Here is a 25,494-nt window from a genome sequence, read left to right as displayed (position 1 = left end):
CTGGGGGCTTGGCCCCCAGAGAAAAACCGAGAGGCCGAGATGGGTCTGCGCACTCTGCAGACACACCTCGGCCTCGGTCGCGAGCGGGTGACGGGAATCGAACCCGCCTCTACAGCTTGGGAAGCTGTCGTTCTACCAATGAACTACACCCGCGAAGCAGTGCGTCGCCGATCATACACAAGCCTGGGCTAGCCTGTCCGGGTGCTGCTGAGTGACCAGGATCTGCGCAAAGAGGTCGAGTCCGGCCGTCTCGTCCTCGACCCGTTCGACGTCGAGATGCTCCAGCCGTCGAGCATCGACGTGCGCCTCGACCGCTTCTTCCGCGTCTTCAACAACACGCGCTACACGCACATCGACCCGGCGCAGCAGCAGGACGACCTGACGAGCCTGGTCGAGACGCCGGACGGTGAGCCGTTCGTGCTGCACCCCGGCGAGTTCGTGCTCGGCTCCACCTACGAGATGGTGACGCTGCCGGACGACCTGGCCGGGCGCCTCGAAGGCAAGTCCAGCCTCGGCCGGCTCGGGCTGCTGACCCACTCCACGGCCGGCTTCATCGACCCGGGCTTCTCCGGCCACATCACGCTGGAGCTGTCGAACGTCGCGAACCTGCCGATCACGTTGCACCCCGGCATGAAGATCGGGCAGCTCTGCCTGTTCAAGCTGTCGAGCCCGGCGGAGCACCCGTACGGCTCGAAGCAGGCCGGCAGCCGGTACCAGGGGCAGCGCGGGCCGACGCCCAGCAAGGCCTACCTCAACTTCCACCGCACGGACACGCGCCGCTAGAAGCCGTAGCGGTCCAGCACCCGGCGGCGCAGGTCGGGGTCGGTGCGCGGCACCGGTTCCAGGAAGATCTCGTCGAGGTCTGGGAATGCGGACCGCAGTTCGGCCGAGATGCGGACGCACGCGTTCTCCAGCTCGAAGGCCGTCAACGTGTCGTCGAAGTCGAGGCGCGCGCACAGCAGCACGCGGTCGGTGCCGATCAGCATCGTCAGCACGTCCACGACGGCGTCGACCTCCTGCACCTCGGACAGCCGGCGCCAGATCGCCTTCACCATCACCGGATCCGCCTGGCGTCCGATCAGGAGTCCCTTGTTGGTGCGGGCGAGGACGTACGCGACCAGGGCCAGCAGCAGACCGATCGCGAGTGAGGCCAGGCCGTCCCACAGCGACGAACCCGTGAGCTGGTGCAGGCCGAGGCCGGAGAACGCGAGCACCAGGCCGATCAGCGCCGCGGAGTCCTCCAGGAACACCGTCTTCACGGTGGGGTCGTCCGACATCCTCAGGAAGTCCCAGAAGCCGCGGCCGTGCGCGGCGGACTCGGAACGGACCTGCCGGAAGGCCTGGGTCCACGAGACGGACTCCAGCGCGAAGGCCAGGCCGAGAACGATGTAGCCGACCAGCGGGCGCGTCTGCTCCTCCGGCTCGCCGAACACCGTGCGGAAGCCTTCGTAGAACGCGAACATCGCGCCCGAGGCGAAGATCGAGACGGCCGCCAGCAGCGACCAGAAGTAGCGCTCCTTGCCGTAGCCGAACGGGTGGCGGCGGTCGGCGGGACGGTCCGAGCGGCGCAGGGCGGTGAGCAGAAGGGCTTCGGTGAACGTGTCGGCCACCGAGTGGGCGGCTTCGGAGAGGATCGCCGCCGAGCCGGTCAGCACGCCCGCGATGGCCTTGGTGATGGCGATGGCGAGGTTGACCAGCAGGGCCAGGACGACGGTGAGCCTGCTTTCACCGGACCCCGACGGCTTCTCGCTCATGGAGATCAGCCTAGGCCGCAGGGGCCCGCGCCCCGTTCGTTACTGCATTCGAGTGACATTCGGGGTGGGGAGCAACATCAGGAGGCACTTCGGTGTCTTAAGTCTGGGATCTGCTCCGGGGGGACGCTGATCACCAGGGGGTAAGACGGAACGGCCCGCGTCCGGGAGAGACGCGGGCCGTTCTGCATGACGGCGCAACTACCATCGTGGGATGGGCAAGCGAGGTGCGGACGACACCGACGCCGAGGTCGAGTCGTGGAGGGCCATGGTTCCGGCGATCGATCCGGTGGTCGAGGGTGTGGTCGACCGGGTCCACCAGATCAGCAAGTACCTCGACTTCCTCGCCACGGAGATCGCCGCGCCGCACGGGCTCAACCGTGCCGACTACGAGATCCTCGCCAGGCTCTTCTGGATCGGGCCGCCGCACCGGCTCACGCCCAAGCAGCTCGCGAACGGCACGCTGAGTCCGGCCACCACGATCACGAGCCGCCTCGACCGGCTGGAGAAGGCGGGCCTGGTCGTCCGCGAGCTCGACCCGAGCGACCGCCGGTCGTTGCCCGCGACGCTCACCGACGCGGGCCGCGAGATCTTCCTGCAGATCGTCGCAGGTCAGGCGGAACGGGAGCGGGACCTCTTCACCGCGTTGCCGGGGGCCGACCTGGAGAACCTGCGCGACCTGCTGCGCCAGGTGATGGAGGTGCTCTCGGGCGAGCTGGGGCCCGCGCACCGGCGCACACGGCTCGCACTCGACAGCAAGGAGTAATTGCTACGAACTCGTACTATCCGATATCGTGCTAACTGGGCACGAGAGGGAGGGGTGCGACGTGGGTGGCTATCCGTTGTCGGAGTGACGAGCATCACGCAACCTGAACCCCTGGTCGTTCGACTCCACTGTGGAGCATCGAACGCTGGGGGATCAGTGAAGAACGTCTTCGCCGTCACGATGACGGCTGCCCTCGTGCTGACCGCGGTAGGCACACCCGCCTTCGCGCAGGACGAGACGATCACCGTGGAAGGCCTGTTCTACATCGACCGCAACGGCGACAACGCCTACAACGCCGGTGAGAACGTCAGGGCCGGTGGACCGGGTGTCCAGATCCGCGTCCAGGGCACCAACGAACTGGTCGGCACCTTCCCGGCCGGTCCGGACGGCAGGTATCGGGCCGTGCTGCCGAAGGGGCCCGAGTACGTCACCAGCAGCCTGGAGAAGGACTACTCCAGCACCGTGCTCGGGCACGACGTGTCGGAGTCCAGGACGGACGCCGACTACCCGTTGCGCGGCTACTTCCTCAACGGCTTCACCTTCGTCGACTCCAACGGTGACGGCGTGAAGCAGGCCGACGAGAAGACGCACGCAGGCAAGATCAAGGTCAGCGGCCAGGTCCAGTCCGGTGCGCAGTTCAGCGCTGAGGCCCAGGCCGGTGCGGACGGGGCCTACCAGCTCGACCTCCCGTTGGGCGCCCTCACGTTGACCGCGCCCGACCTCACGAGGAACGGCCTGGCTCTGGCGAAGCCGAAGTCCGGTGTGGACGTCGACTGGGTGACCGGCACGCTCGCCCTCGGGCCGGCCGGGAGCGAGCGCGACATCCGGGCCGACGCGCGCTACTTCGAGCCCAAGGGTGACGGCGCGCTCGAGGGGACCGCGATCAGCCCGGCCAAGGACACCTACGTGGTCGGCGACCAGATCGAGGTCGAGTTCAAGCTGCTCAACAAGGGCGACGTCCCCGGCAAGCTGTCGGTCGTGGTGTTCGGCGTCGGCCCCGACAACGTCGAGCTGATCTCGCTCAGCGACAACGTCACCGGCACGATGCAGGAGTTCGAGACGGTCGCGAAGCTGATGCCCGGCCAGTCGATCACGGTGAAGATGAAGCTCGAGATCGTCGGCACCGGTCTGACGCAGATCGGCCCGTTCGCCCGCCCGTTCATCGGTGGGTTCAGGGACGTCGACCACAAGAACCAGGGCCAGCCCTTCTACAAGCAGGTCAAGGTCGTGGAGAAGGGCGCCACCACGGAGCCGTCCACGCCGTCGTCTTCCGCGCAGACCACCACGCCGACGACCACCACGACCGCTCCGGCCGTGGCGAAGGCGGGCAACAAGTCCGGTCTCGCCTCGACGGGAGCCTCGGTGCTCGGTTTCCTCGGCCTGGGCGCGGTGCTGCTCGCGGCCGGTGTGAGCGTGTTCTTCGTGGCTCGCCGCCGCCGCTCGTGACCACATAGGACCCGTCACGGTTAGTCTGCGGCATGGGCATCTTGGTGCATGTGCTGCTGACTGCCGTGGCGGTCTGGGTGTCGACCGCCCTCCCCGGCATCGACCTGGGCGAGGGCACCACCGGCTCGAGAATCCTGACGCTGATCGGCGTCGCGGTGATCTTCGGCCTGGTGAACGCGGTCGTGAAGCCGCTGGTGAAGTTCTTCGGCTGCTTCTTCTACCTGGTCACGCTCGGCCTGATCGGGCTCGTGGTGAACGCGTTGCTGTTCATGTTCACCGGGTGGATCGCCGAGCAGCTGGACCTGCCGTTCCGCGTCGACGGCTTCTGGCCCGCGTTCTGGGGTGCGATCATCGTCGCCCTGACCGGCTGGGTGCTGAACGTGATCTACGACAAGATCACCGACAACGACTGAAGCAACCCCGATCGAGGCAGCACGTCCCCCAGAGTGCAAGTTCACTGATTCCTGGGGGGAATTGAAATGCGTGCTGTGGCAAGACTTTCCGCAATCGGGCTCGCGCTCGCAGCGTCGGCCGTCGTCGTCCAACCGGCGATGGCCGACGAGCCGGGCGGTGTGGTCACCGGGTCGGCGTGGTTCGACGACAACGGTGACGGCCTCCGGCAGCCGGGCGAGGCGCCGCGAGCCGGCTACACCTTCCTGATCCCGGGGCTGTACCGGGCGGCCACCACCGACGCGAACGGCAACTACCGGTTCGAGGACGTCCCGGCGGGCACCTACGTGGTGACCATGTTCGCGCGGCAGTACGAGACGGTGTTCACCAAGAGCGGCGGCGACTCGGACTTCGACCAGAACACGCTCGACACCGAGAAGTTCACCCTCGCGCCGGGCGGCCAGGCCGGTCCGTACGACGCCGGTTTCGTGCCGGGGCGGTTCGACACGGCGGTCGACCGCGTGGACGCGCCCCGCTTCATGCACGTCGGTGACGAGGTCGACGTCGAGGTCACCTACCGGAACAAGGGCAACCAGCCCACGCCGCTGCACGGCCACGCCACGCTGCCGGAGGGGCTGACCCCGTTGTCCGCCAACGCGCCCGTCTGGCACGTCGACGGACAGCGCGTGAGCCTGTCGAGCGTCTACCAGGCGGACACGTACATCGGCGAGTCCGTCACGTACACGATCAAGGCGCGCGTGGACGGGCCGATCAGGCGCGGCGAGATCGTCGTTACCGCCGAGACCCTCGGCGCACCGGACGTGAACCTGGACAACAACGTCAAGAAGCTCAAGGTCTGGGCTTTCTGACGGGAAACGGAAAACGGCCTCCGGTCCACAGTGGACCGGAGGCCGTTCTCGTCACGTGAGGATCAGGCCTTCGCCTTGTCCTCGTCCGGCAACGGCGTGCCGGTCGGGACCTCGTCGGTCGGCGTGTCCTTCTTCTCGGTGCCGCGTCGCACGGACTCGAGCAGCATCTGCGCCACGTCCACGACCTCGACGTGCGCACCGGCCAGGCCGTCCGACTGACGCGCGGTCACGCCGTCGGTCAGCATCACGCGGCAGAACGGGCAGCCGGTCGCGATCTTCGACGGCGCGGTCGAGAGCGCCTCGTCGACGCGGTCGACGTTGATGCGCTTGCCGATCCGCTCCTCCATCCACATGCGGGCACCACCGGCACCACAGCACATGGAGCGTTCCTCGTGGCGCGGCATCTCGCGCAGCTTCGCGCCGGACGCCCCGATCAGCTCGCGCGGCGCCTCGTAGACCTTGTTGTGGCGGCCCAGGTAGCACGGGTCGTGGTACGTGACGTCCTCGGTGACCGGCGCGACCGGCACCAGACGACGTTCGCGCACCAGCTTGTTCAGCAGCTGCGTGTGGTGCACGACCTCGTACGTGCCGCCGACCTGCGGGTACTCGTTGGCCAGCGTGTTGAAACAGTGCGCACACGTCACGACGATCTTGCGCTGACCGGCGGGCCGGTCCTCGAAGACCGAGTTGAGGACCTCGACGTTCTGCTGCGCGAGCATCTGGAAGAGGAACTCGTTGCCGGCGCGGCGGGCCGGGTCACCGGTGCAGGTCTCCTCCGGGCCGAGCACCGTGTACTTGACGTCCGCGGTGTGCAGCAGCTCGGCCACGGCGCGGGTGGTCTTCTTCGCGCGGTCCTCGAACGCACCGGCGCAGCCGACCCAGAACAGGTACTCCGCGTCGCCCAGCTCGCCGTCGAACACCGGCACCTCGAACTCGAGGCCCTCGGTCCACGCCAGGCGGTCCTTGGCGTTCTGGCCCCACGGGTTGCCCTTGTTCTCCAGGTTCTTGAACATGCCGCCGAGCTCGGTCGGGAAGTTCGACTCGATCAGCACCTGGTAGCGGCGCATGTCGACGATGTGGTCGACGTGCTCGATGTCGACAGGGCACTGCTCGACGCACGCGCCACAGGTCGTGCAGGACCACAGCACCTCGGGGTCGATGACACCCAGCTCGTCGGGGCCGCCGACCAGCGGGCGCTCGGACTCGGCCATCGCCAGCACGTCGATGGACTCGAGGCGCTTCTTGTAGTCCTCGTACTTGTCCTCGACCAGGCCGACCTCGTCGCCGGCCATGTCGCGCGAGCCGCCGGCCAGCAGGTACGGCGCCTTGGCGAACGCGTGGTCGCGCAGCTGCGTGATGACCAGCTTGGGCGACAGCGGCTTGCCGGTGTTCCAGGCGGGGCACTGCGACTGGCAGCGGCCGCACTCGGTGCACGTGGAGAAGTCGAGCCAGCCCTTCCAGCTGAAGTCCTCGACCTTGCCGACGCCGAACACGTCCTTGTCCGGGTCGGCCTCCTCCAGGTCCAGGACCTTGCCGCCGGACATCATCGGCTTGAGCGCGCCCAGGGCGACGCCGCCGTCGTCCTCGCGCTTGAAGTAGATGTTGACGAACGCCGAGAACCGGTGCCAGGCAACGCCCATCGTGAGCTTCCGGCCGACGACGACCAGCCAGATCATGCCGGACAGCAGCTTGACCAGCGCCATCACGGACACCCAGATCGGCGCCGACGGCAGCAGGTGGGCGAGCGGCTGCGTCACGAACGACGTCCACAGCGGCGCGGACTCGAGGCCGCTCGACTGCTTGAACGCCTTGACCATCAGGATGCCGACGCCCTCGATGATCACGACGGCCTCGACGAAGTACGCGGCCTTGAAGTCGGAGCCCTGGAAGCGGGAGACCCGGTCGGCGCGGCGCGGGTGGTTGCGCTGGCGGATGATCGCGAGGGCCACACCGCCGACGACGGTGCCGAGGCCCAGCAGCTCGACCAGCAGCAGCCAGACCGACCACGTGCCGATGATCGGCCAGTGGAAGTGCGGGTCGAACACCTCGCCGTAGGCCTCGAACAGCACCGCGGAGCCGATGAGGAAGCCCCACATCACCATCCAGTGCCACGGGGCGACCGCGCGGAACTTGGCCATCCTGGTGTGCGCGACGAACTCGACGATCAACGTCTTCAGACGCGGCCAGAACGGTCCCTTGCGAGTGTCGTCCGGCTGGCCGAGCCGGATGATCTTGATCATCTTCCCGACGCCAGCGCCGAACACGCCCCAGGCGACGACGCTCACCGCTACGGCGACGAGTCCGAGAACCAGCTGGAGGGTCATGGCGGGAGTCTAGGCCACGTTACTCGTGAGTAACCACTTGGACGTGGCCGGTGTCTCGTCACGTACCGGTCAAGTATCCGGAAATTGATCAAAAACTTGTGGAACACTCGTTCAAGTAGTTGTTTCAAACGTCCGGAGGTCGCCGTGTTGTACCTGTATCTCGCCGCGGCGATCGTGGGAGAGATCGCCGCCACCGTGTCGCTGAAGCTGTCCGAGGGCTTCAGCAAACCGTGGCCGTCAGCGGTCGTCGTCGTTGGTTATGCGATCGCCTTCACGGCACTTTCGCGCGCGTTGAAGTTGGGTATGCCCGTGGGCGTCGCTTACGCCGTGTGGTCCGCCGTCGGAGTAGCAGCCGTCGCGGTCATCGGCTGGAAGTTCCTGGGCGAGACCCTCAACCCCACGATGGTCATCGGGCTGGCTCTGATCATCGGAGGCGTGGTGACGCTCGAGCTCGGGAGGACGCACTGACCGCAGTCGCAGTGGACGGCCGGCGAGCGCGCGGAGAGAAGAAGCGCCGCACGATCGTCGAGGCAACCCTGAGGGTCATCGAACGCGACGGCGTCGCGGGCGTGACCCATCGCAGCGTGGCGCGGGAAGCGGGCGTGCCGACGACGGCGCCCACCTACTACTTCGCGACCCTCGACGACCTGTTGATCGCGACGCTGGTGCAGGCGGCCGAGGAGTTGTGCGAGGTCATGCTGGGCACGGTGGCCCGCGGCGGCACCGCGCGCGAGATCGCGGCGACGCTCGCCAAGGCCGTCAACGAGAACCGCGGCCGCACGCTCGCCGAGTACGAGCTCTACCTGCTGGCCGGCCGGCGTCCCGAGCTGAGGGCCGCCGCACGCCGGTGGCTCGACCTCGCCGTGGAGGCGGTGCGCCCGGCGGACCCGGTGGCGTTCCGCGCGCTCCTCGCGGCCATCGACGGACTGCTGATCCAGGGCCTGATCGCCGACGTTGCTCCGAACGAGGACGAGCTGGAGCCAATCGTGTCCTTCTTGATCTGTGGCCGCGACGATTCCACCGCTCCGGCACGGGGACAATGAAGGCATGAAGTTCGCGCGAGAGGTGTCAGGCATCGGCCACGGGGTGAGCCTCGGGCTGCTGGCCGCGCTCTACGTGCGGGACTCGCTGGCGTTGTCGGTCGACGTCGAGCCGCACGTGCCGGGTCTGGAGCCGTCGCTGCCGGTGCGGGTGCCCGCGGGTGTCGACCGCGCCGCCGTGACCGCCGAGTGGCCGGGCTGGTGGGCAGACGCGCTGGACGCGTGCACGCGGGGCGCCGAACCCGCCACGGCGGAGGACGCCGAGGCGTTGCTGACACGACCGGCCTGTCGCGCCGCGGTGCTGGCGCTGAAGCCGGGCATCGAGGAGCTGCACCGGGTGCAACGCCCGGCGGCGTTGCCGATCGGCGACGTGCTGCGCGGCATCGAGTCGCGGATCGGCCGGTGGGCGCAGAGCGTGGAGCTGCACATCGCCGAGGTGCCGGTCGACGGCCTGCTGTGGGAGCGGATCGCGCCCGCGCACGTGCTGGCTTCGACGCGGTTCCTCAACGACCCGGCGCGCACGGCACCGGCGTTGCGCGCGGTGCTCGAAGACCTCGTCTGACAGGTAGGGACAACCCCACCCCGCCTTCGGGGGCTGACTGCCGTGTAGCTGAGCCTCGCCACCTCTACTTTTGTGCTCATGCTGAGGACGGCGTTGGTGGCGTTGCTGGTGGGGGCGGTGCTCTCTGCGTGTGGCATCCGCATCGTGAAGTACGAGTTCCAGGACGACCACGTCGTCGCGGAGAAGTTCACCTCGGTGCGCGTGCGCAGCGACAACGACTCCGGCGACGTGACGGTCCGGTACCAGCAGGGCCTGACCGAGACGAAGGTCCACCGCAGGGTCGAGCACGAGAGGGACAACAGGCCGTCGGGGGTCGCGCACCGCGTCGAGGGCAACGCGCTGGTGCTGGACGGCTGCGGCAGGGACTGCTCGATCAACTACGAGGTCCTCGTCCCGTCGCCGGACATCTCCGTGGTCGGCGACATCGGGTCGGGCGACACGATCTTCGAGGGCCTGGCGTCGGTCGAGTTCAAGACCGGGTCCGGCCGGGTCGTCACCCGTGACATCGCGGGCGACGTGAAGGTGAAGACCGGATCCGGCAACTTCGAGGCCACCAGGATCGGCGGCAGCGTCACGGCCGACCTGGGCTCCGGCCGCATCCTGCTGGACGCGATCAAGGGCAAGGTCCTCGTCGACACCAACTCCGGGGACATCGACGGCACCTCGCTGTCGAACGACGTGACCGCCATCGCCGACTCCGGCCGGGTCGAGCTGGCCCTGATCGCGGCGAAGTCGGTGCAGGTGGACTCCGGTTCCGGTGACGTCAGGGTGCGGCTGCCAGGGGGTCCGTACAAGGTCAGCGGGACGTCGGGCAGCGGGGAACGCACGATCAACGTGCCGACCGACCCGAACGCGGCGCTGGAGCTCAAGCTGAACGCGGGGTCGGGGGACATCACCGTGATCGGCGCCTGAGCCGACCGAGAGGAACTGTGTCGAGGGCCACTCCACGAGGAGTGGTCCTCGCTGCGTTGTGGGGAACAAGCGGACTTTCCCGGCCGTTGGCACAGTCAGAAAGCTTGAGTCGGGTAGGCTCAAGGTTGGGTGAGATGGCAAACTTGAGCCAGCAACGCTCAACAAGTACTAGCGGAAGGAACTCCAATGGCGCGTGCAGTCGGCATCGACTTGGGGACGACCAACTCCGTCGTCGCCGTTCTCGAGGGCGGTGAGCCGACGGTCATCGCCAACTCGGAGGGCTCGAGGACGACTCCGTCCATCGTCGCTTTCGCCAAGAACGGCGAGGTCCTCGTGGGTCAGCCCGCGAAGAACCAGGCCGTCACCAACGTCGACCGCACCATCCGTTCGGTCAAGCGGCACATCGGCACCAACTGGAAGACCGATGAGATCGACGGCAAGCAGTACACCTCGCAGGAGATCAGCGCGCGCGTGCTGATGAAGCTCAAGCGCGACGCCGAGGCGTACCTGGGTGAGGAGATCACCGACGCCGTCATCACCGTCCCGGCGTACTTCGAGGACGCGCAGCGCCAGGCCACCAAGGAGGCCGGCCAGATCGCGGGCCTCAACGTGCTCCGCATCGTCAACGAGCCGACCTCGGCCGCTCTGGCCTACGGCCTCGACAAGGGCGAGAAGGAGCAGACCATCCTGGTCTTCGACCTCGGTGGCGGCACGTTCGACGTCTCGCTGCTCGAGCTCGGCGACGGCGTGGTCGAGGTCCGTGCGACCTCCGGTGACAACCACCTCGGTGGCGACGACTGGGACCAGCGCATCGTCGACTGGCTGGTCGACCGGTTCAAGCAGGCCAACGGCATCGACCTGACCAAGGACAAGATGGCCCTCCAGCGCATCCGTGAGGCTGCGGAGAAGGCCAAGATCGAGCTGTCGAGCTCCAGCAACGCCTCGATCAACCTGCCGTACATCACGGTCGACGCGGACAAGAACCCGCTGTTCCTCGACGAGACGCTGTCGCGCGCCGAGTTCCAGCGGATCACGAACGACCTGCTCGAGCGCACCCGCGCGCCGTTCAACAACGTGATCAAGGACGCCAACATCTCCGTCGGCGACATCGACCACGTCGTGCTCGTCGGTGGCTCGACCCGCATGCCCGCCGTCGCGGAGCTCGTCAAGGAGCTGACCGGCGGCCGCGAGCCCAACAAGGGCGTGAACCCGGACGAGGTCGTCGCCGTCGGCGCCGCCCTGCAGGCCGGTGTCCTCAAGGGTGAGGTCAAGGACGTCCTGCTGCTCGACGTCACCCCGCTGTCCCTCGGCATCGAGACCAAGGGCGGCATCATGACCAAGCTGATCGAGCGCAACACCACGATCCCGACGAAGCGTTCCGAGACCTTCACGACGGCGGACGACAACCAGCCGTCCGTGCAGATCCAGGTCTTCCAGGGCGAGCGCGAGATCGCGGCGCACAACAAGAAGCTCGGCATGTTCGAGCTGACCGGCCTGCCGCCCGCGCCCCGTGGCGTGCCGCAGATCGAGGTCACCTTCGACATCGACGCGAACGGCATCGTCCACGTGTCGGCGAAGGACCTGGGCACCGGCAAGGAGCAGTCGATGACGATCACCGGTGGCTCCGCGCTGCCGAAGGACGACATCGACCGCATGGTGAAGGACGCCGAGGCCCACGCGGAGGAGGACAAGCGCCGCCGCGAGGAGGCCGAGGTCCGCAACCAGGCCGAGACGCTCGTCTACCAGACGGAGAAGGTCGTCAAGGAGAACGACGACAAGCTCCCGGGCGACATCAAGGAGAAGGTCAACGCCGCGATCGCCGAGGCGAACGAGGCGCTCAAGGGCACCGACATCAACGCCATCAAGACGGCGGTCGAGAAGCTCGCGACCGAGTCCCAGGCCATCGGCCAGGCGATCTACGCCAACGCGCCGGGTGCCGCCGGTGCCGAGGCCCCTGGTGCTGACGCGCCGGGTGCCGCGGGTGCCGGTGCCAAGGCCGCCGACGACGACATCGTGGACGCCGAGATCGTGGACGAGGAAAAGAAGAAGTGACCGAACCGAGGCACGCCGCCCCTGACGAGGAGCAGCCTCAGGTAGTCGTGAACGACCGGCGCCGGATCGACCCCGAGACGGGTGAGGTCCGGCCGCCGGCCCACGCTGCCGAGGAAGGTGCTGCTCCGGCTGACGAACCCCTGGTCGCCGAGGTCGTGGACGAGGTGGCCGCCGAGCTGAAGACCCAGCTCGACGAGCGCACCGCCGACCTCCAGCGGCTCACCGCCGAGTACGCGAACTACCGCAAGCGGGTGGAACGCGACCGGGAAGCGGTGATCAACAACGCGAAGGCGTCCGTGGCCGCCGAGCTCCTCTCGGTGCTGGACGACGTCGAGAGGGCCGCCGCGCACGGCGACCTGACCGGCGCGTTCAAGGCGGTGGCGGACAAGCTCGTGTCCACGTTGCAGAAGACCGGCCTGGAGCCGTTCGCGCACGAGGGCGAGGCGTTCGACCCGTCGGTGCACGAGGCCGTGCAGCACAGCACGTCCCCGGACGTCGACGGTCCGACCGTCACCGCGGTCCTGCGTCGCGGCTACACGTTCGGCGACAAGCTCGTCCGGCCCGCGCTCGTCGCGGTGACGGACCACGAGCCTGCCGCCGCACCTCAGGCCGAAGAGAACTGACGAGAGGAGGAGACGTCCGGTGAGTGCTAGGGACTGGATCGAAAAGGACTTCTACCGCGAGCTGAGCGTCTCCTCCGACGCGTCGGCGGACGAGATCAAGAAGTCGTACCGCAAGCTCGCCCGCGAGCTGCACCCCGACGCGAACCCCGGCGACGCCAAGGCCGAGGCCCGCTTCAAGGCGGTCTCCGAGGCCTACGGCGTGCTGTCGGACCCCGCCAAGCGCAAGCAGTACGACGAGGCCCGCCGCCTGTTCGCGGGCGGCGGAGGCTTCCCCGGCGGTGGCTTCGGCTCCGGCGGCTTCGACGTGAACGACCTGTTCGGCCGCGCCGCGCAGGGCACCGGTGGCGGCGGCCTGGGCGACCTGCTCGGCGGCCTGTTCAACCGGCGCGGCGGCGGCACCGGTTCCGCGACCCGCCCGCGCCGCGGCGAGGACGTCGAGACCGACGTTCGCATCGACTTCACCGAGGCGGTCCGCGGCGCGACAGTGCCGCTGCGCCTGTCCTCCCCCGCCGCCTGCACCACGTGCAACGGTTCCGGCGCCAAGCCCGGCACCACCCCGCACGTCTGCGCGACGTGCTCGGGCTCCGGCCTGGTGACCCGCTCGCAGGGCGCCTTCGCGTTCAGCGAGCCGTGCCGCGACTGCCGCGGCACCGGCCGGATCATCGACGACCCGTGCCCCGAGTGCGGCGGCGACGGCGTCAGCACCCGCACCCGCACGCTGACCGTGCGCATCCCGTCAGGCGTGGACGACGGCCAGCGAATCCGCCTTGCAGGACAAGGCGAACCGGGCCGGAACGGCGGCCCGTCCGGCGACCTGTTCGTGCGCGTGCACGTGAACCCGCACAGCGTGTTCGGCCGGCAGGGCAACGACCTGACGCTGACGGCCCCGATGACGTTCTCGGAGCTGGCGCTGGGAACGACGTTGACCGTCCCGACCCTGGACGGCAAGGTGACCTTGAAGGTGCCCGCCGGCACCGCCTCCGGGCGAGTGCTGCGGGCCAGGGGCAAGGGCATCACCAAGCGGGACGGCACCTCCGGTGATCTGCTGATCACCCTGGAGGTCGCGGTGCCGAACAACCTTTCCTCCGAGGCCCGCAAGGCCCTGGAGGCGTACGCGGACGTGACGAAGGACCACGACCCGCGCGGTGATCTGAACGCGCTGCTTGAAGGACGGTGAGTTCCGGTGAGTTTTCCGTTCCCTCCTGGGACCGACGAGGACACGCCGTTCTTCGTGATCTCGGTGGCGGCGCAGCTGTCCGGGCTGCACGCGCAGACGTTGCGCTCGTACGACCGGATGGGGCTCGTCTCGCCTGGGCGCACCTCGGGTGGTGGGCGGCGGTACTCGATGCGCGACATCGTGCTGCTGCGTGAGGTGCAACGGTTGTCGCAGGACGAGGGCGTCAATCTCGCTGGGATCAAGCGGATCATCGAGCTCGAGAACCAGGTCGAGGCGTTGCGGTCGCGGGTCGCCGAGCTTCAGCAGGAGTTGGCGCAGGCGTTGGCGGTCGCCGACTCCACGGCTGCCGCCGTGCACGCGTCCTACCGGCGGGACCTGGTCCCGATCCGCCAGGAGACCGCGTTGGTGGTGTGGAAGCCCAAGCCGCGCAAGTGATCTTGCCGGGGGTGCTGATCACGTTGGGTTCTACCGATCAGGTGACCCACTCCCTGTTGGCTTTGAGGCGTCTGCAAGTACCACCAACTCATGATCAAATCGCCTGTAACTACACCCATCCTGTTCGACGGACACCGAACAGGATGGGTGTAGTTACAGGCTTGTTGATGTTGGGTTGGTAGTACTTGCAGACGCCGTGGCCGACAGTGCTGTGGGCGGCAGAGCGCGCGGCGGCGGGGCTGAGGTGATCAGGACTGTTCGGAGTAGAAGCCGGACTCCAGGTCCTCCCGGAGGCTCGGGCCCTTCGGCTCCCAGCCCAGCAACGCCTTCGTGCGCGCACCGGACGTGGGTGCGTCACGTGCCACCATGGTTGCGAGTGGGCCGAAGTGTTCTGCTGGAACGCTTTCGACCGGCACGTTCAGCTTTTGCCCGATGACCTCGGCGATCTCCCGCAGTGTCACGGCTTCCTCGGCTACCGCGTGCAGCACGGAGCCTGCGGGGGCCTTCTCCACGGCTAAGCGGTAGAGCCGTGCTGCGTCGAGGGTGTGCGTTGCCGACCAGCGGTTCGTGCCGTCGCCTGGGTAGCCGGACACGCCGGTGGTGCGGGCGGTTTTGACCAGCAGTGGGATGAAGCCTGCCCTGTCGAGTTCACTGTGGACGGTCGGTGGCAGGACTACGACTGCGCCCCGTAGGTCTGAGGCGTCGATGATGAGGTTCCGCGCGGTGCCTCGGCTGTGGTCGTCGGGGACGCGCTCGTCCTCGGTGGCGGTGTGGCCCAGGCCTGAGTAGGAAAGTGTGCCGCCGGTGCCGATCAGGGCCTTGCCGGTGCCGGACAGTTCGTCGATGAACGCGCGGACCACTGCGAGGTCGGCGGCGGACGCGCCGGCGTAGTCGCCCGCGAACATCTCCTCGTGCTTGAACGCCAGGTGGATCACGGCGTCTGCCTCTGCCGCGCCTTTGCGCAGCCCCTCCAGGTCGTCCAGATCGCCGCGCTGAACGGTGGCGCCCTGCGCTTCCAGCTTGGCGGCCGAGGTGTCTGAGCGGGCCAGGCCGGTTACCTGGTGGCCTGCCTGAAGCAGTTCTGGGACGAGGGCTGAGCCGACGTGGCCGCTGGCGCCCGTGACGAAGACCTTCATGGTTCTCCTCAGAAGTGATGGGACTTGGTCTCATCAACGTAGCAGAGTGATGGGACTTAGTCGCATCACTTAGGATGTGAGCCATGGGTCGATGGGAGCCTGAGGCGCGGGAGCGGTTGATGGTCGCCGCGCTCGACCTGTTCGGTGAGCAGGGCTACGAGAACACCGGCGTGGCTCAGATCGCTGAGCGTGCGGGGCTCACCAAGAGCACGTTCTTCCGGCACTTCCGGGACAAGCGCGAGGTCTTGTTCGGCGGGCAGGACGAGTTGGTCTCGCTGATCGCTGCTGGGATCGAGGGGACGCCTGCGTCTGCCGGGGCGTTGAAGGCGGTCGAGGGGGCGCTTGTGGCCATCGGTGTCACGTTCACCGACTCGCGGCGGGCCAACGGGCCTCGGCGGCTTGCGGTGATTGCGGCCAACGCCGAGTTGCGGGAGCGGGACGCGTTGAAGATGGCCGGGTTCTCCGGCGTGATCAAGGACGGGCTGCTGCTGCGGGGGGTGCAGGAGGTCGAGGCGGCTGTGGCTGCTGAGCTGGGGGTTTTGGCCCTGCGGATCGCCTACGGGCGGTGGCTCGAGGCCGGCGGGGACTTCGCTGACGTCGCCCGCCCGGCGCTCGAGGAGGTGGCTGCCGCGGCTGCCGCGTTAGAGGGTGCTGAGTAGGTCCTCTACCTCGGTGGCGATGCGGTCCAGGGCCTGGTCGTTGTCGTGGGCGGCGATCGCGCGGTCGATCCAGTCGGCGATCAGCGGCATCTGGCCCGGCTTGAGGCCGCGGGTCGTGATGCCTGCCGTGCCCAGGCGGATGCCGGACGGGTCGAACGGCTTGCGGGTGTCGTACGGGACGGCGTTGTAGTTGAGTTCGATGCCCGCTCGGTCCAGGGCTCGGGCCGCGGGTTTGCCGCCGAGGAGCTTCGAGGTCAGGTCGATCAGGATCAGGTGGTTGTCGGTGCCGCCGGACACCAGGTCGAAGCCGCGCTCCAGCAGCGCGTCGGCCAGGGCGCGGGCGTTCGCGACGATCGTGTGCGCGTACTCGCGGAACTCCGGCTGGGCTGCCTCGTGCAGTGCCACGGCGATCGCGGCGGTCGTGTGGTCGTGCGGGCCGCCCTGCAGACCGGGGAACACGGCGCGGTCGATCGCCTTCGCGTGCTCGGCGTCGCAAAGGATCATCGCGCCGCGTGGGCCGCGCAGCGTCTTGTGCGTGGTCGTGGTGACCACCGACGCGTGTCCGACCGGGCTGGGGTGCGCGCCGCCTGCGACGAGGCCGGCGATGTGCGCGATGTCGGCGACCAGGACCGCGTCGATCTCCCTGGCGATCGTGGCGAAGGCCGGGAAGTCGATCGTGCGCGGGATCGCCGTGCCACCGCAGAAGATCACCTTCGGGCGTTCGGCCAGGGCGAGGGCGCGGACCTCGTCCATGTCGACGACGCCGGTGTCCTTGCGGACGTCGTACTGGACCGCGCGGAACCACTTGCCGGTGGCGGACACGCTCCAGCCGTGCGTGAGGTGGCCGCCCATCGGGAGCGACATGCCCATGACGGTGTCGCCCGGCGACAGGAACGCCAGGTACACGGCGAGGTTGGCGGGGGCGCCGGAGAGCGGCTGGACGTTCGCGTGGTCCACGCCGAACAGGGCCTTCGCCCGGTCGATCGCGAGCTGTTCGACCTGGTCGACGACCTGCTGGCCCTCGTAGTACCGCTTGCCGGGGTAGCCCTCGGAGTACTTGTTGGTCAGCACCGAGCCTGTTGCTTCGAGCACGGCGGCGGACACGTCGTTCTCGGACGCGATCATGCGCAGCTTCCGGGCCTGGCGGTCGGCCTCGGCGTTGATCAGCGCGAACACGGCGGGATCTGTCTCAGCGAGCACAGCGCGACTCCACACCGGGCACCCAGGCGTTCGGTGCTCTCGGCAGGTCGCTTCCCGGTGGTCACTTCCACCCTCGGCACGCCAGTCGCGGACGTGCCGAGTTTAGTCCAGCGTGAACGGGTCGTACTTGATCCGGTCGAGAGGAGTTCCGGCGACCAGCATGCGGGACACGGTGGACCTGATCATGGCCGGGCTGCCGCAGACCAGGACGTCGCGGTCCTCCCACGCTCCGTAGCGGGTGACCACGTCGGCCAGACTGCCCTGCTCGACGCCCCGGACACCGGGGTCCGACTCCAGCACCGGCACGACCGTGAGCCACGGGTTCGTGGTCGCGATGCGTTGCAGGTTGTCCAGGTCGTAGAGGTCCTCGCGGGTGCGGCCGCCGTAGAACAGGTGCACGCGGGGGTTCTCGCCGTACTGCGCCATCTCGTCGATGATCGCGTGCATCGGCGCGACACCGGTGCCGCCGGCCACCATCAGGATGTCCGACCCGGACGTGCGGTCGACCGAGAGACGTCCCATCGGCGGACCGATGCGCCAGGTGTCACCGGCCTGCGTGTGGCCGACCACCGAGCGTGACACCCAGCCGCCGTCCACGGACCGGATGTGGAACTCGATGACGCCGTCCTCACGCGGGGCGTTCGCCGGCGAGTAGTACCGCCACAAGCGCTTGCGCTGCGGCGTCTCCACGCTGACGTACTGCCCGGCGCGGTAGCTGACCGGGTGGTCGGGCTGCAGCCGCACGACCGCCAGGTCCCACGAGACGCGCTGGTGCTCCAGCACCGTCGCGTGCCAGTAGGCGGGCCCGTTGTCGGCGTCGGCGGCCTCCTGCATGGCCCGCGCCATCAACGTGTACGCCTCGGCCCAGGCCATCTCGACCTTGGGCGTCCAGGCAGCACCGGCGAACTTCTTCACCGCGGACAGCAGTGCCGTCCCGACCGCTTCGTAGTGGACGTTGATGACACCGAACTTGCGGTGGTCACGGCCCAGCTGGCGGAGGAACGGGATGAGGTCGTCCGGGCGGTCGACCATCTGCACCACGTGCACGAGGGCGCGCAGCAGGCGGCTGCGTTGCACCTCCATGTTCGCGGGGAACATCTCGCGTGTGGCAGGCGAGAGCGAGAAGAGCATGCCGTAGAAGAACTTCGCCACTTCTTCGGCGTGCGGCTCCACCACCGCGAAGCTCTCCCGGATCATCCGCACCATCGCGGTGACGCCGGGTGGAGGTTCTCGGTGGGGCGGGGTAGGGATGGGGCTCAGCACAGCGTTCGCAGTCATGGTCCGCGCGCAGTCTCCACGTTCTCATTGGCGCCAGCAAGGCGCGGTAGTCCTCGTCAAGCATCCGTCCCCCGACAGGGTGGACAGTAACCCCTGATTGGTGGGTTTGACTCCTTGATGCCACCTTCGAGCGAAGCGTGATTACTGTAAGCAACTAGTTGTTACCGCAACAGTGTGAATGTGGGGGCCCGTCTGTACCGGGTTGCGTGCTTGCGTGCCACGGTTGCACGCGTGTCCCTGCCTGAGCTGACTGAAACCACCTCATCTGACCGTGTCGACCTGCCCGGCTCACGAGGTGAGCACTTCCTCCAATGTGCCCTGGAGACCCAGGACCGCGCCACACGCTTCTACTCGGACCAGGTCCTGGACCACCTCAACCCCGCGATGGCCGAGTTCGTCGGCCGGATGGAGATGGCCTTCATCTCGACCGCTGATGCCGACGGGGAGTGCGACTCGACCCTCCGGGCCGGGCCGGCGGGGTTCATCCAGGTCATCGACTCCCGGACCGTCGCGTACCCCGAGTACCGCGGCAACGGCGTGATGGCCTCGCTGGGCAACATCATGGAGAACCCGCACGTCGGAATGCTGATGGTGGACTTCGCGGAGGACCTGATCGGGCTGCACGTGAACGGAAGGGCCCGGATCGTGCCGCGGGAGGAGTTCGACACCGAGGACCGCAAGGTCGAGCGATGGGTGGTCGTGGAGGTGCAGGAGGCCTACATCCACTGCCGCAAGCACATCCCCCGGATGATCCCGGTCGACCGCCTGCGGGACTGGGGCACCGACGACGTCAAGCGGAAGGGTGGCGACTTCTTCGGGGTCAAGGCGGACAAGAGCGCCGGTTGACCTGGTGACGGGACTCTCGGTGTGACTTGGGAGCCAGCCCAATTAGTTGGCCTAGCTAACTATCTCCAGATATAGTTGCGTAGCATCAACTAACTACTGGAGGTGTGCTTGAACCGGCCCTCGTCGCATCGGGAGATCCTCGAAGCGCTGTCCGGCATCTGGGTGGCGCTGCTCGTCGCGATCCTCAGCTCCACGATCGTCTCGAACGCTCTCCCGACGATCCTGGCCGAGCTCAAAGGCACGCAGACCCAGTACACGTGGGTCATCACCTCGATGTTGCTCGCATCCACCGCCAGCACGCCGCTGTGGGGCAAGCTCGCGGACCTCTTCGACAAGAAGAAGCTGCTGCAGGGCAGCATCGTGCTGTTCGTCGTCGGCTCGGTCCTGTCGGGCCTGAGCCAGAACATGGAGCAGCTCATCGCGTTCCGGGTCGTCCAGGGCCTGGGCATGGGCGGTGTGCAGGCGCTCGGCCAGGTCGTGGTCGGCGCGCTGCTGAGCCCGCGGGAGCGCGGCCGGTACAGCGGCTACACCGGCATGGTGATCTCCGCGGGCACCGTCGGCGGGCCGCTGGTCGGCGGGTTCCTCGTCGACTGGCCCGGTTGGCGCTGGTGCTTCTTCGTCTGCGTGCCGCTGGCGCTCGTGGCGCTGGCCGTGCTGCACAAGACGCTGCACCTGCCGGTCCGCAAGCAGCAGGTGAAGATCGACTACCTCGGGGCCACGCTGATCACCGGCGGCGTCAGCCTGGTGCTGATGTGGGTGTCGTTCGCGGGCAAGGACTTCGCGTGGGTCTCGAAGGAGAGCGCGCTGTTCGTCGGCGGGGCGCTGCTCGCGATCATCGGCGCCTACTTCGTCGAGCGCCGGGCGTCCGCGCCGGTCATCCCGCTGCACCTGTTCCGGAACCGGACCGTGGTGCTGGCGATGCTCGGTGGCGTCGCGGTCGGCACGGCGATGTTCGGCGCGTCGGTGTTCATGGGGCAGTACTTCCAGATCGCGCGCGGCTTCTCGCCCACGAAGGCCGGGTTGCTGACGGTGCCGCTGGTGCTGGGGCTGAGCATCTCGTCGACGGTCAGCGGGCAGCTGATCGCCAGGAGCGGGAAGTGGAAGAGCTACCTCGTCTGGGGTGCGTTCTCGCTGGTCGCGGGCCTGGCGCTGCTCGGCACGATCGACCACCGGACGAACCTCGTGCTGATGGGGGCCTACCTCGCGCTGGTCGGCGTCGGTGTCGGGCTGACCATGCAGAACCTGGTGCTGGCCGTGCAGAACGGCGTGGGCATGGCGGACCTCGGTGCCGCCAGCTCCACGGCCACGTTCCTGCGGTCGCTGGGCGGGACGGCCGGCGTCTCGGTGCTCGGGGCGGTGCTGGCGGCCCACGTGAGCACGAAGACGCTCGACCGCGGCTCCCTCTCCCCAGTCGTGCGGGACTCCTACGGCGATGCGATGGGTGAGTTGTTCCTGATCGCCGCCGGTCTCGCGGTCTTCACGGTGATCGCGGTCCTGCTGATCAAGGAGCAGCCGCTGCGGGACTCCGTGGATGTCACCCCAACGGGTTCTGGTGCACAGACGGTCGCCACTGAACTTGATTCACCTGTGGATACTGAACAGCGGATTGTGGATAACCCGGCCCCCGCTGTGGACAAGCTGTTGGTGCTTTCGAGTGACGGTGGTCAGGAGGTCGCGGCCCGTTCGGCTGCGCTGCGTTCCACACAGAACTCGTTGCCCTCGGGGTCGCGCATGGTGACCCAGCCGGTGCCGTCCGGCTTGCGGTGATCCTCGTACACGCTCGCGCCGATGCTCAGGAGGCGCTCGACCTCCTCGTCACGCGTGCCGTCGGTGGGCTGCAGGTCGATGTGCAGCCGGTTCTTGAGCTCCTTGCCCTCCGGGACGTTGATGAACAGGTAGCGGATCCCGCTCGGCAGCTGGATCAGGCACTCCGGGTCACCGGGGTTGTCTTCCGGGTCCAGCGGCAGGCCGAGCACCTGGCCCCACCACGAGGCGATCTCGTAGGAGTCGCGGGCGTCGACGGTGACGTTGTGGATGGTTGATGTCATGGCGCTGATCTTCGCCCAACCGAGCTCAGCTGACCTGCCATTTTCGCGACGGCCGTCACGTTCTCGTAGTTGAGCGGAACAGACTCAACTTTTCTGACGTTGTGCGGGATGATGGTCCATGCTGGAGGCTGACCACGAGGTGGAGGAATGGACGCTTTCAACCCGACGACGAAGACGCAGCAGGCGGTTTCCGCTGCGGTCCAAGCCGCGACGCTCAACGGGAACCCGGACGTGGGATCCGTGCACCTGCTCAGTGCACTGCTGGCGCAGACGGACGGGTTGACCGCGCCGTTGCTGGAGGCGGTCGGTGCCGACCCGACGCTGGTGCGCAAGGAGCTGGAGCAGCTCTCCCGCTCGCTGCCCAGCGCTTCCGGCTCGACGGTCTCCGCGCCGCAGCTCTCCCGCGACGCGGTGCGGGTGCTCGGCAAGGCCCAGGAGCTCGCCACCGAGATGGGCGACGAGTACGTCTCGACCGAGCACCTCCTCGTCGGGCTGGCGCAGCACGGCGGGCAGGTCGCCGATCTGCTGCGGCGGCACGGTGCGACGCCCGACGCGTTGAAGGAGGCCTTCACGCGCGTCCGCGGTTCGGCGCGGGTGACGTCGCCGGATCCCGAGGGCACCTACAAGGCGCTGGAGAAGTACGGCGTCGACCTGACCGAACGCGCCCGCAAGGGCGAGCTCGACCCGGTGATCGGCCGTGACGCCGAGATCCGCCGGGTCGTCCAGGTGCTGTCGCGGCGCACGAAGAACAACCCCGTGCTGATCGGTGAGCCCGGCGTCGGCAAGACGGCGATCGTCGAGGGCCTGGCGCAGCGCGTCGTGGCCGGTGACGTGCCCGAGTCGCTGCGCGGCAAGAGGGTCGTCAGCTTGGACCTGGGCTCGATGGTCGCGGGTGCCAAGTACCGCGGTGAGTTCGAGGAGCGGCTCAAGGCCGTCCTGAAGGAGATCACCGACTCGGCCGGCCAGGTCATCACGTTCATCGACGAGCTGCACACGATCGTCGGCGCGGGCGCGACCGGCGAGTCGGCCATGGACGCCGGCAACATGATCAAGCCGATGCTGGCCCGCGGTGAGCTGCGCATGGTCGGTGCCACGACCCTGGACGAGTACCGCGAGCACATCGAGAAGGACGCCGCCCTGGAACGCCGCTTCCAGCAGGTGCTGGTCGGCGAGCCCTCGGTGGAGGACACGGTCGGCATCCTGCGCGGCCTGAAGGAGCGGTACGAGGTGCACCACGGCGTGCGCATCACCGACGCCGCCCTCGTCGCCGCGGCCACGTTGTCGGACCGCTACATCACCGCGCGCTTCCTGCCGGACAAGGCGATCGACCTCGTCGACGAGGCCGCGTCCCGGCTGCGCATGGAGATCGACTCCCGTCCCGTCGAGATCGACACCGTCGAACGCGCCGTGCGTCGCCTCGAGATCGAGGAGATGGCGCTGGCCAAGGAGTCCGACGCGGCTTCGCTCGAACGGCTGTCGGCGTTGCGCGCCGAGCTGGCCGAGAAGCGCGAGGAACTGTCCGCGCTGACGGCTCGCTGGCAGAACGAGAAGGGCTCGATCGACAAGGTCCGGACCCTGAAGGAGCAGCTGGAGTCGCTGCGCGGCGAGTCGGAACGCGCCGAGCGCGACGGCGACCTCGGCCGTGCCGCGGAGCTGCGCTACGGCCGGATCCCCGCGCTGGAGAAGGAGCTCGCGACCGCCGCCGAGTCCACTCACGACGCGGCGATGCTCAAGGAGGAGGTCGGCCCCGACGACGTCGCCGACGTCGTCTCGGCGTGGACCGGCATCCCGGCCGGACGCCTGCTGGAGGGTGAGACCGCGAAGCTGCTGCGCATGGAGGACGAGCTCGGCCGCCGGGTCGTCGGCCAGGCGGAAGCCGTGCGGGTCGTGTCCGACGCGGTCCGCCGCACGCGCGCCGGTGTCGCCGACCCGGACCGTCCGACGGGGTCGTTCCTGTTCCTCGGCCCGACCGGTGTCGGCAAGACCGAGCTGGCCAAGGCGCTGGCGGCGTTCCTGTTCGACGACGAGCGGGCGATGATCCGCATCGACATGAGCGAGTACTCCGAGAAGCACTCGGTGGCCCGCCTGGTCGGTGCGCCTCCCGGTTACGTCGGCTACGACCAGGGCGGACAGCTGACCGAGTCGGTCCGTCGCCGCCCGTACTCGGTCGTGCTGCTCGACGAGGTCGAGAAGGCGCACCCGGACGTGTTCGACGTGCTGCTGCAGGTCCTCGACGACGGCCGCCTGACCGACGGCCAGGGCCGGACCGTGGACTTCCGCAACACGATCCTGGTGCTCACGTCGAACCTGGGTTCGACCGCCATCGCCAACCCGTCGCTCAGCGAGATCGAGCGGCGCGACGCGGTGATGTCGGTGGTGCAGCGGCACTTCAAGCCGGAGTTCCTGAACCGGCTGGACGACGTCGTGGTGTTCCACGCGCTCGCCACCGAGGAGCTGACGTCCATCGTGGACATCCAGATCGCTCGCCTGGCCGACCGCCTGGCGGCGCGCAGGCTGACGCTGGACGTCACGCCGTCGGCCCGCGACTGGCTCGCCCTGAACGGCTTCGACCCGGTGTACGGGGCGCGGCCGTTGCGCAGGCTGGTGCAGTCGGCGATCGGCGACCAGCTCGCCAAGGAGCTGCTGGCCGGTGAGGTGCGGGACGGCGACACGGTTCGCGTGGACGTGCTGGACGACCAGACCGGGCTGATCGTGGGCCGCACGGCCTGATTCCGGATCACCACGCCACCGGTAGGGAGACCAGCGCACGGACGTTGGTCTCCATCCGGTAGCTCAGCTCCGACTCCTCGACCGCCAGCCGCAACCCGGGAAACCGCGCCAGCACCGAAGTCAGCGCGACCCGCAACTCCAGCTTCGCGAGCTGCGCACCCAGGCAGTAGTGCGGTCCGTACCCCAACGCCAGCGGCGGAGCGTCGTCGCGCGAGAGGTCGAGCCGGTCCGGATCTCCGAACACCGACGGATCCCGGTTGGCCGCCGAGATGATCGGCAGCACCGCGGCACCGGCCTTCAGCGAGACCCCTTCCAGCACGACTGCCTCGGTCGTCACGCGGGGCAAGGTCGCCGCCATCAGCCGCGAGAACCGCAGCAACTCGTCGACAGCTGTGCCGATCAGGGCCGGCGAGTCGATCAACCGCCGCAGTTCACCGGGGTGGCGCAGCAGTGTCAGCAGCGAGTTGCCCAGCTGGTTGACGGTCGTGTCGTGTCCGGCGGCCAACAGCAGTTGCAGGTTCGCCAGCATCTCCGCCGACGTCAGGTGCCCGCCCTCGTCGTGGGCCGAGACCAGGGCGGTGATCAGTTTGTCGTCCGGCCGCAGGCGTTTGTACTCCACGAGGTCGGCCAGGTAGCCCTGCATGTCGTTCTCGGCCTGGCGCAGTTCCTCCGGCGTGAGGCGCGCGGTCATCAGACGGCCGGTCCAGCGGCGGATGTCCGGCGCGTCGGAGTACGGCACTCCGAGCAGCTCGCAGATCACCATCGTCGGCAGCGGGACGCACAGGCCCGCGACCAGGTCCGACGGCTGCGCTTCCAGCAGCGAGTCGGTGATCGCCTGGACGCGCGGTTCGAGCGTGGCGACCATGCGCGGGCTGAACGCCGAGGCCACGAGCTTGCGGGTGCGGGCGTGTCTGCGGCCCTCCATCGAGGACAGGACCAGCGGGTTCGCGCCGGACGGGACGGTCACGGGGCCGCCGGGCCGGGTGGCCTCCTCCCGGCTGAACCGCTGGTCGGTGAGCACCTGTCTGCAGGCGGCGTACGACAGGGCCAGCCAGATCGGGATCGGGCCCATCGTGGCCGGCACGACCGGGCCGTGGGCGGCGAGCAGTTCCTGGGCCTCGGGTTCGCTGTCCGAGGCGCGTGGCGTGGTGAACGGGAACGAGGCGGGCATGCCCTGAACCACGTCGAATCGGCACGCTCAGTTCACGACGCGCGGAAGTGATCTTCGTTCCTCGCCCCCGACCCACTAG

Annotated in this window: 24 protein-coding genes, 1 tRNA gene and 1 riboswitch; of the genes, 17 read left to right on the top strand and 8 right to left on the bottom strand. The window is 68.4% G+C overall.

Annotated features, from left to right (window positions below):
• Nucleotides 1-82: 82 nt before the first annotated feature.
• Nucleotides 83-153: transfer RNA gene (locus ACFOWZ_RS13605), tRNA-Gly, on the bottom strand.
• Nucleotides 154-201: 48 nt separating this feature from the next.
• Between ACFOWZ_RS13605 and dcd the strand changes: the two genes are divergently transcribed.
• Nucleotides 202-783, top strand: a complete 582-nt coding sequence (dcd, locus tag ACFOWZ_RS13600) for a dCTP deaminase (RefSeq protein WP_382372220.1) — start codon at nucleotides 202-204, stop codon at nucleotides 781-783.
• Here the strand turns inward: dcd and ACFOWZ_RS13595 are convergent.
• Nucleotides 780-1,754, bottom strand: a complete 975-nt coding sequence (locus tag ACFOWZ_RS13595) for a cation diffusion facilitator family transporter (RefSeq protein ID WP_382372219.1) — start codon at nucleotides 1,752-1,754, stop codon at nucleotides 780-782. The two genes, dcd and ACFOWZ_RS13595, sit on opposite strands and share 4 nt — an antisense overlap.
• A gap of 211 nt (nucleotides 1,755-1,965) precedes the next feature.
• Here ACFOWZ_RS13595 and ACFOWZ_RS13590 point away from each other — a divergent pair, with 211 nt between their 5' ends.
• The 4 genes from ACFOWZ_RS13590 to ACFOWZ_RS13575 all read left to right on the top strand — a co-directional run bounded on the left by ACFOWZ_RS13590 (nucleotide 1,966) and on the right by ACFOWZ_RS13575 (nucleotide 5,222).
• Entirely contained in the window at nucleotides 1,966-2,517 is a 552-nt protein-coding gene (locus ACFOWZ_RS13590; protein WP_051782844.1) for a MarR family winged helix-turn-helix transcriptional regulator, read from the top strand.
• A gap of 156 nt (nucleotides 2,518-2,673) precedes the next feature.
• Entirely contained in the window at nucleotides 2,674-3,963 is a 1,290-nt protein-coding gene (locus tag ACFOWZ_RS13585; protein ID WP_382372218.1) for a hypothetical protein, read from the top strand.
• A 32-nt stretch (nucleotides 3,964-3,995) separates the two neighbouring features.
• On the top strand, nucleotides 3,996-4,376 hold the full coding sequence (locus ACFOWZ_RS13580) for a phage holin family protein (RefSeq protein ID WP_382372217.1): 381 nt from the start codon (nucleotides 3,996-3,998) through the stop codon (nucleotides 4,374-4,376).
• Nucleotides 4,377-4,442: 66 nt separating this feature from the next.
• The gene (locus ACFOWZ_RS13575) at nucleotides 4,443-5,222 is read left to right on the top strand and encodes an SdrD B-like domain-containing protein (protein WP_382372216.1); all 780 of its coding nucleotides are present in this window, start codon (nucleotides 4,443-4,445) and stop codon (nucleotides 5,220-5,222) included.
• Between the two features lie 62 nt (nucleotides 5,223-5,284).
• Here ACFOWZ_RS13575 and ACFOWZ_RS13570 read toward each other — a convergent pair whose 3' ends face one another.
• Nucleotides 5,285-7,546: a (Fe-S)-binding protein gene (locus ACFOWZ_RS13570; protein WP_382372215.1), complete on the bottom strand. Its 2,262-nt coding sequence runs from the start codon at nucleotides 7,544-7,546 to the stop codon at nucleotides 5,285-5,287.
• Between the two features lie 144 nt (nucleotides 7,547-7,690).
• Here ACFOWZ_RS13570 and ACFOWZ_RS13565 point away from each other — a divergent pair, with 144 nt between their 5' ends.
• The 8 genes from ACFOWZ_RS13565 to ACFOWZ_RS13530 all read left to right on the top strand — a co-directional run bounded on the left by ACFOWZ_RS13565 (nucleotide 7,691) and on the right by ACFOWZ_RS13530 (nucleotide 14,347).
• Nucleotides 7,691-8,014 carry a DMT family transporter gene (locus ACFOWZ_RS13565; RefSeq protein WP_382372214.1) on the top strand — a complete coding sequence of 108 codons (324 nt, stop codon included), beginning with the start codon at nucleotides 7,691-7,693 and terminating at the stop codon, nucleotides 8,012-8,014.
• Entirely contained in the window at nucleotides 8,011-8,589 is a 579-nt protein-coding gene (locus tag ACFOWZ_RS13560; protein WP_382372680.1) for a TetR/AcrR family transcriptional regulator, read from the top strand. The genes ACFOWZ_RS13565 and ACFOWZ_RS13560 overlap by 4 nt, the downstream gene beginning before the upstream one ends.
• Before the next feature lie 4 nt (nucleotides 8,590-8,593).
• Nucleotides 8,594-9,148, top strand: coding sequence for a hypothetical protein (locus tag ACFOWZ_RS13555; RefSeq protein ID WP_382372213.1), 555 nt, complete (start codon nucleotides 8,594-8,596; stop codon nucleotides 9,146-9,148).
• 78 nt (nucleotides 9,149-9,226) lie between these two features.
• Complete coding sequence (locus ACFOWZ_RS13550) at nucleotides 9,227-10,060, top strand: DUF4097 family beta strand repeat-containing protein (protein ID WP_382372212.1); 834 nt, start codon at nucleotides 9,227-9,229, stop codon at nucleotides 10,058-10,060.
• Nucleotides 10,061-10,246: 186 nt separating this feature from the next.
• A complete protein-coding gene (gene dnaK / locus ACFOWZ_RS13545) occupies nucleotides 10,247-12,112 on the top strand; it encodes a molecular chaperone DnaK (RefSeq protein WP_382372211.1) in 1,866 nt (621 codons plus the stop codon).
• Nucleotides 12,109-12,735, top strand: a complete 627-nt coding sequence (gene grpE, locus ACFOWZ_RS13540) for a nucleotide exchange factor GrpE (RefSeq protein ID WP_035909189.1) — start codon at nucleotides 12,109-12,111, stop codon at nucleotides 12,733-12,735. Before dnaK ends, grpE begins: the two co-directional genes overlap by 4 nt.
• Before the next feature lie 19 nt (nucleotides 12,736-12,754).
• Nucleotides 12,755-13,912 carry a molecular chaperone DnaJ gene (gene dnaJ / locus ACFOWZ_RS13535; RefSeq protein ID WP_382372210.1) on the top strand — a complete coding sequence of 386 codons (1,158 nt, stop codon included), beginning with the start codon at nucleotides 12,755-12,757 and terminating at the stop codon, nucleotides 13,910-13,912.
• Nucleotides 13,913-13,918: 6 nt separating this feature from the next.
• Nucleotides 13,919-14,347: a heat shock protein transcriptional repressor HspR gene (locus ACFOWZ_RS13530; protein WP_030465805.1), complete on the top strand. Its 429-nt coding sequence runs from the start codon at nucleotides 13,919-13,921 to the stop codon at nucleotides 14,345-14,347.
• A gap of 248 nt (nucleotides 14,348-14,595) precedes the next feature.
• Here the strand turns inward: ACFOWZ_RS13530 and ACFOWZ_RS13525 are convergent, their stop codons facing one another.
• Complete coding sequence (locus ACFOWZ_RS13525; RefSeq protein WP_382372209.1) at nucleotides 14,596-15,483, bottom strand: SDR family oxidoreductase; 888 nt, start codon at nucleotides 15,481-15,483, stop codon at nucleotides 14,596-14,598.
• Between the two features lie 83 nt (nucleotides 15,484-15,566).
• On the opposite strand from ACFOWZ_RS13525, the gene ACFOWZ_RS13520 reads away from it, so the two are divergent.
• The gene (locus tag ACFOWZ_RS13520) at nucleotides 15,567-16,142 is read left to right on the top strand and encodes a TetR/AcrR family transcriptional regulator (protein WP_382372208.1); all 576 of its coding nucleotides are present in this window, start codon (nucleotides 15,567-15,569) and stop codon (nucleotides 16,140-16,142) included.
• Here the strand turns inward: ACFOWZ_RS13520 and ACFOWZ_RS13515 are convergent.
• The gene (locus tag ACFOWZ_RS13515) at nucleotides 16,125-17,342 is read right to left on the bottom strand and encodes a serine hydroxymethyltransferase (RefSeq protein WP_382372207.1); all 1,218 of its coding nucleotides are present in this window, start codon (nucleotides 17,340-17,342) and stop codon (nucleotides 16,125-16,127) included. The two genes, ACFOWZ_RS13520 and ACFOWZ_RS13515, sit on opposite strands and share 18 nt — an antisense overlap.
• Before the next feature lie 13 nt (nucleotides 17,343-17,355).
• Nucleotides 17,356-17,441: riboswitch (ZMP/ZTP riboswitch) on the bottom strand.
• 3 nt (nucleotides 17,442-17,444) lie between these two features.
• Nucleotides 17,445-18,548: an FAD-binding oxidoreductase gene (locus ACFOWZ_RS13510; protein ID WP_030465809.1), complete on the bottom strand. Its 1,104-nt coding sequence runs from the start codon at nucleotides 18,546-18,548 to the stop codon at nucleotides 17,445-17,447.
• Between the two features lie 303 nt (nucleotides 18,549-18,851).
• On the opposite strand from ACFOWZ_RS13510, the gene ACFOWZ_RS13505 reads away from it, so the two are divergent.
• Together ACFOWZ_RS13505 and ACFOWZ_RS13500 are read left to right on the top strand one after the other, a co-directional pair.
• Nucleotides 18,852-19,466, top strand: coding sequence for a pyridoxamine 5'-phosphate oxidase family protein (locus ACFOWZ_RS13505; RefSeq protein WP_382372206.1), 615 nt, complete (start codon nucleotides 18,852-18,854; stop codon nucleotides 19,464-19,466).
• Between the two features lie 108 nt (nucleotides 19,467-19,574).
• Nucleotides 19,575-21,233 carry an MDR family MFS transporter gene (locus tag ACFOWZ_RS13500; protein ID WP_382372205.1) on the top strand — a complete coding sequence of 553 codons (1,659 nt, stop codon included), beginning with the start codon at nucleotides 19,575-19,577 and terminating at the stop codon, nucleotides 21,231-21,233.
• Here the strand turns inward: ACFOWZ_RS13500 and ACFOWZ_RS13495 are convergent.
• Nucleotides 21,131-21,514 carry a VOC family protein gene (locus ACFOWZ_RS13495; RefSeq protein WP_382372204.1) on the bottom strand — a complete coding sequence of 128 codons (384 nt, stop codon included), beginning with the start codon at nucleotides 21,512-21,514 and terminating at the stop codon, nucleotides 21,131-21,133. The genes ACFOWZ_RS13500 and ACFOWZ_RS13495 overlap by 103 nt on opposite strands.
• A 147-nt stretch (nucleotides 21,515-21,661) precedes the next feature.
• Here ACFOWZ_RS13495 and clpB point away from each other — a divergent pair, with 147 nt between their 5' ends.
• Nucleotides 21,662-24,244, top strand: a complete 2,583-nt coding sequence (gene clpB, locus ACFOWZ_RS13490; RefSeq protein WP_382372203.1) for an ATP-dependent chaperone ClpB — start codon at nucleotides 21,662-21,664, stop codon at nucleotides 24,242-24,244.
• Between the two features lie 7 nt (nucleotides 24,245-24,251).
• On the opposite strand, the gene ACFOWZ_RS13485 is transcribed toward clpB, so the two are convergent.
• On the bottom strand, nucleotides 24,252-25,415 hold the full coding sequence (locus tag ACFOWZ_RS13485) for a cytochrome P450 (protein ID WP_382372202.1): 1,164 nt from the start codon (nucleotides 25,413-25,415) through the stop codon (nucleotides 24,252-24,254).
• Between the last annotated feature and the right edge of the window lie 79 nt (nucleotides 25,416-25,494).

Origin of the sequence: Lentzea rhizosphaerae, from assembly GCF_042649515.1 — a bacterium.
GTDB lineage: Bacteria > Actinomycetota > Actinomycetes > Mycobacteriales > Pseudonocardiaceae > Lentzea > Lentzea aerocolonigenes.
The sequence above is the reverse complement of the archived record's forward strand: the minus strand, read 5'-3'. Positions and strand labels throughout refer to the sequence as shown.

Excerpts from the sequence above, each read along its gene's own strand:
- ACFOWZ_RS13575 (WP_382372216.1), top strand. The coding sequence starts at position 4,443 with ATGCGTGCTGTGGCAAGACTTTCCGCAATCGGGCTCGCGCTCGCAGCG.
- clpB (WP_382372203.1), top strand. The coding sequence starts at position 21,662 with ATGGACGCTTTCAACCCGACGACGAAGACGCAGCAGGCGGTTTCCGCT.
- ACFOWZ_RS13555 (WP_382372213.1), top strand. The coding sequence starts at position 8,594 with ATGAAGTTCGCGCGAGAGGTGTCAGGCATCGGCCACGGGGTGAGCCTC.
- ACFOWZ_RS13550 (WP_382372212.1), top strand. The coding sequence starts at position 9,227 with ATGCTGAGGACGGCGTTGGTGGCGTTGCTGGTGGGGGCGGTGCTCTCT.
- ACFOWZ_RS13580 (WP_382372217.1), top strand. The coding sequence starts at position 3,996 with ATGGGCATCTTGGTGCATGTGCTGCTGACTGCCGTGGCGGTCTGGGTG.
- ACFOWZ_RS13495 (WP_382372204.1), bottom strand. The coding sequence starts at position 21,514 with ATGACATCAACCATCCACAACGTCACCGTCGACGCCCGCGACTCCTAC.
- dnaK (WP_382372211.1), top strand. The coding sequence starts at position 10,247 with ATGGCGCGTGCAGTCGGCATCGACTTGGGGACGACCAACTCCGTCGTC.
- ACFOWZ_RS13520 (WP_382372208.1), top strand. The coding sequence starts at position 15,567 with ATGGGTCGATGGGAGCCTGAGGCGCGGGAGCGGTTGATGGTCGCCGCG.
- ACFOWZ_RS13525 (WP_382372209.1), bottom strand. The coding sequence starts at position 15,483 with ATGAAGGTCTTCGTCACGGGCGCCAGCGGCCACGTCGGCTCAGCCCTC.
- ACFOWZ_RS13510 (WP_030465809.1), bottom strand. The coding sequence starts at position 18,548 with ATGGTGCGGATGATCCGGGAGAGCTTCGCGGTGGTGGAGCCGCACGCC.
- ACFOWZ_RS13595 (WP_382372219.1), bottom strand. The coding sequence starts at position 1,754 with ATGAGCGAGAAGCCGTCGGGGTCCGGTGAAAGCAGGCTCACCGTCGTC.
- ACFOWZ_RS13590 (WP_051782844.1), top strand. The coding sequence starts at position 1,966 with ATGGGCAAGCGAGGTGCGGACGACACCGACGCCGAGGTCGAGTCGTGG.
- ACFOWZ_RS13570 (WP_382372215.1), bottom strand. The coding sequence starts at position 7,546 with ATGACCCTCCAGCTGGTTCTCGGACTCGTCGCCGTAGCGGTGAGCGTC.
- ACFOWZ_RS13485 (WP_382372202.1), bottom strand. The coding sequence starts at position 25,415 with ATGCCCGCCTCGTTCCCGTTCACCACGCCACGCGCCTCGGACAGCGAA.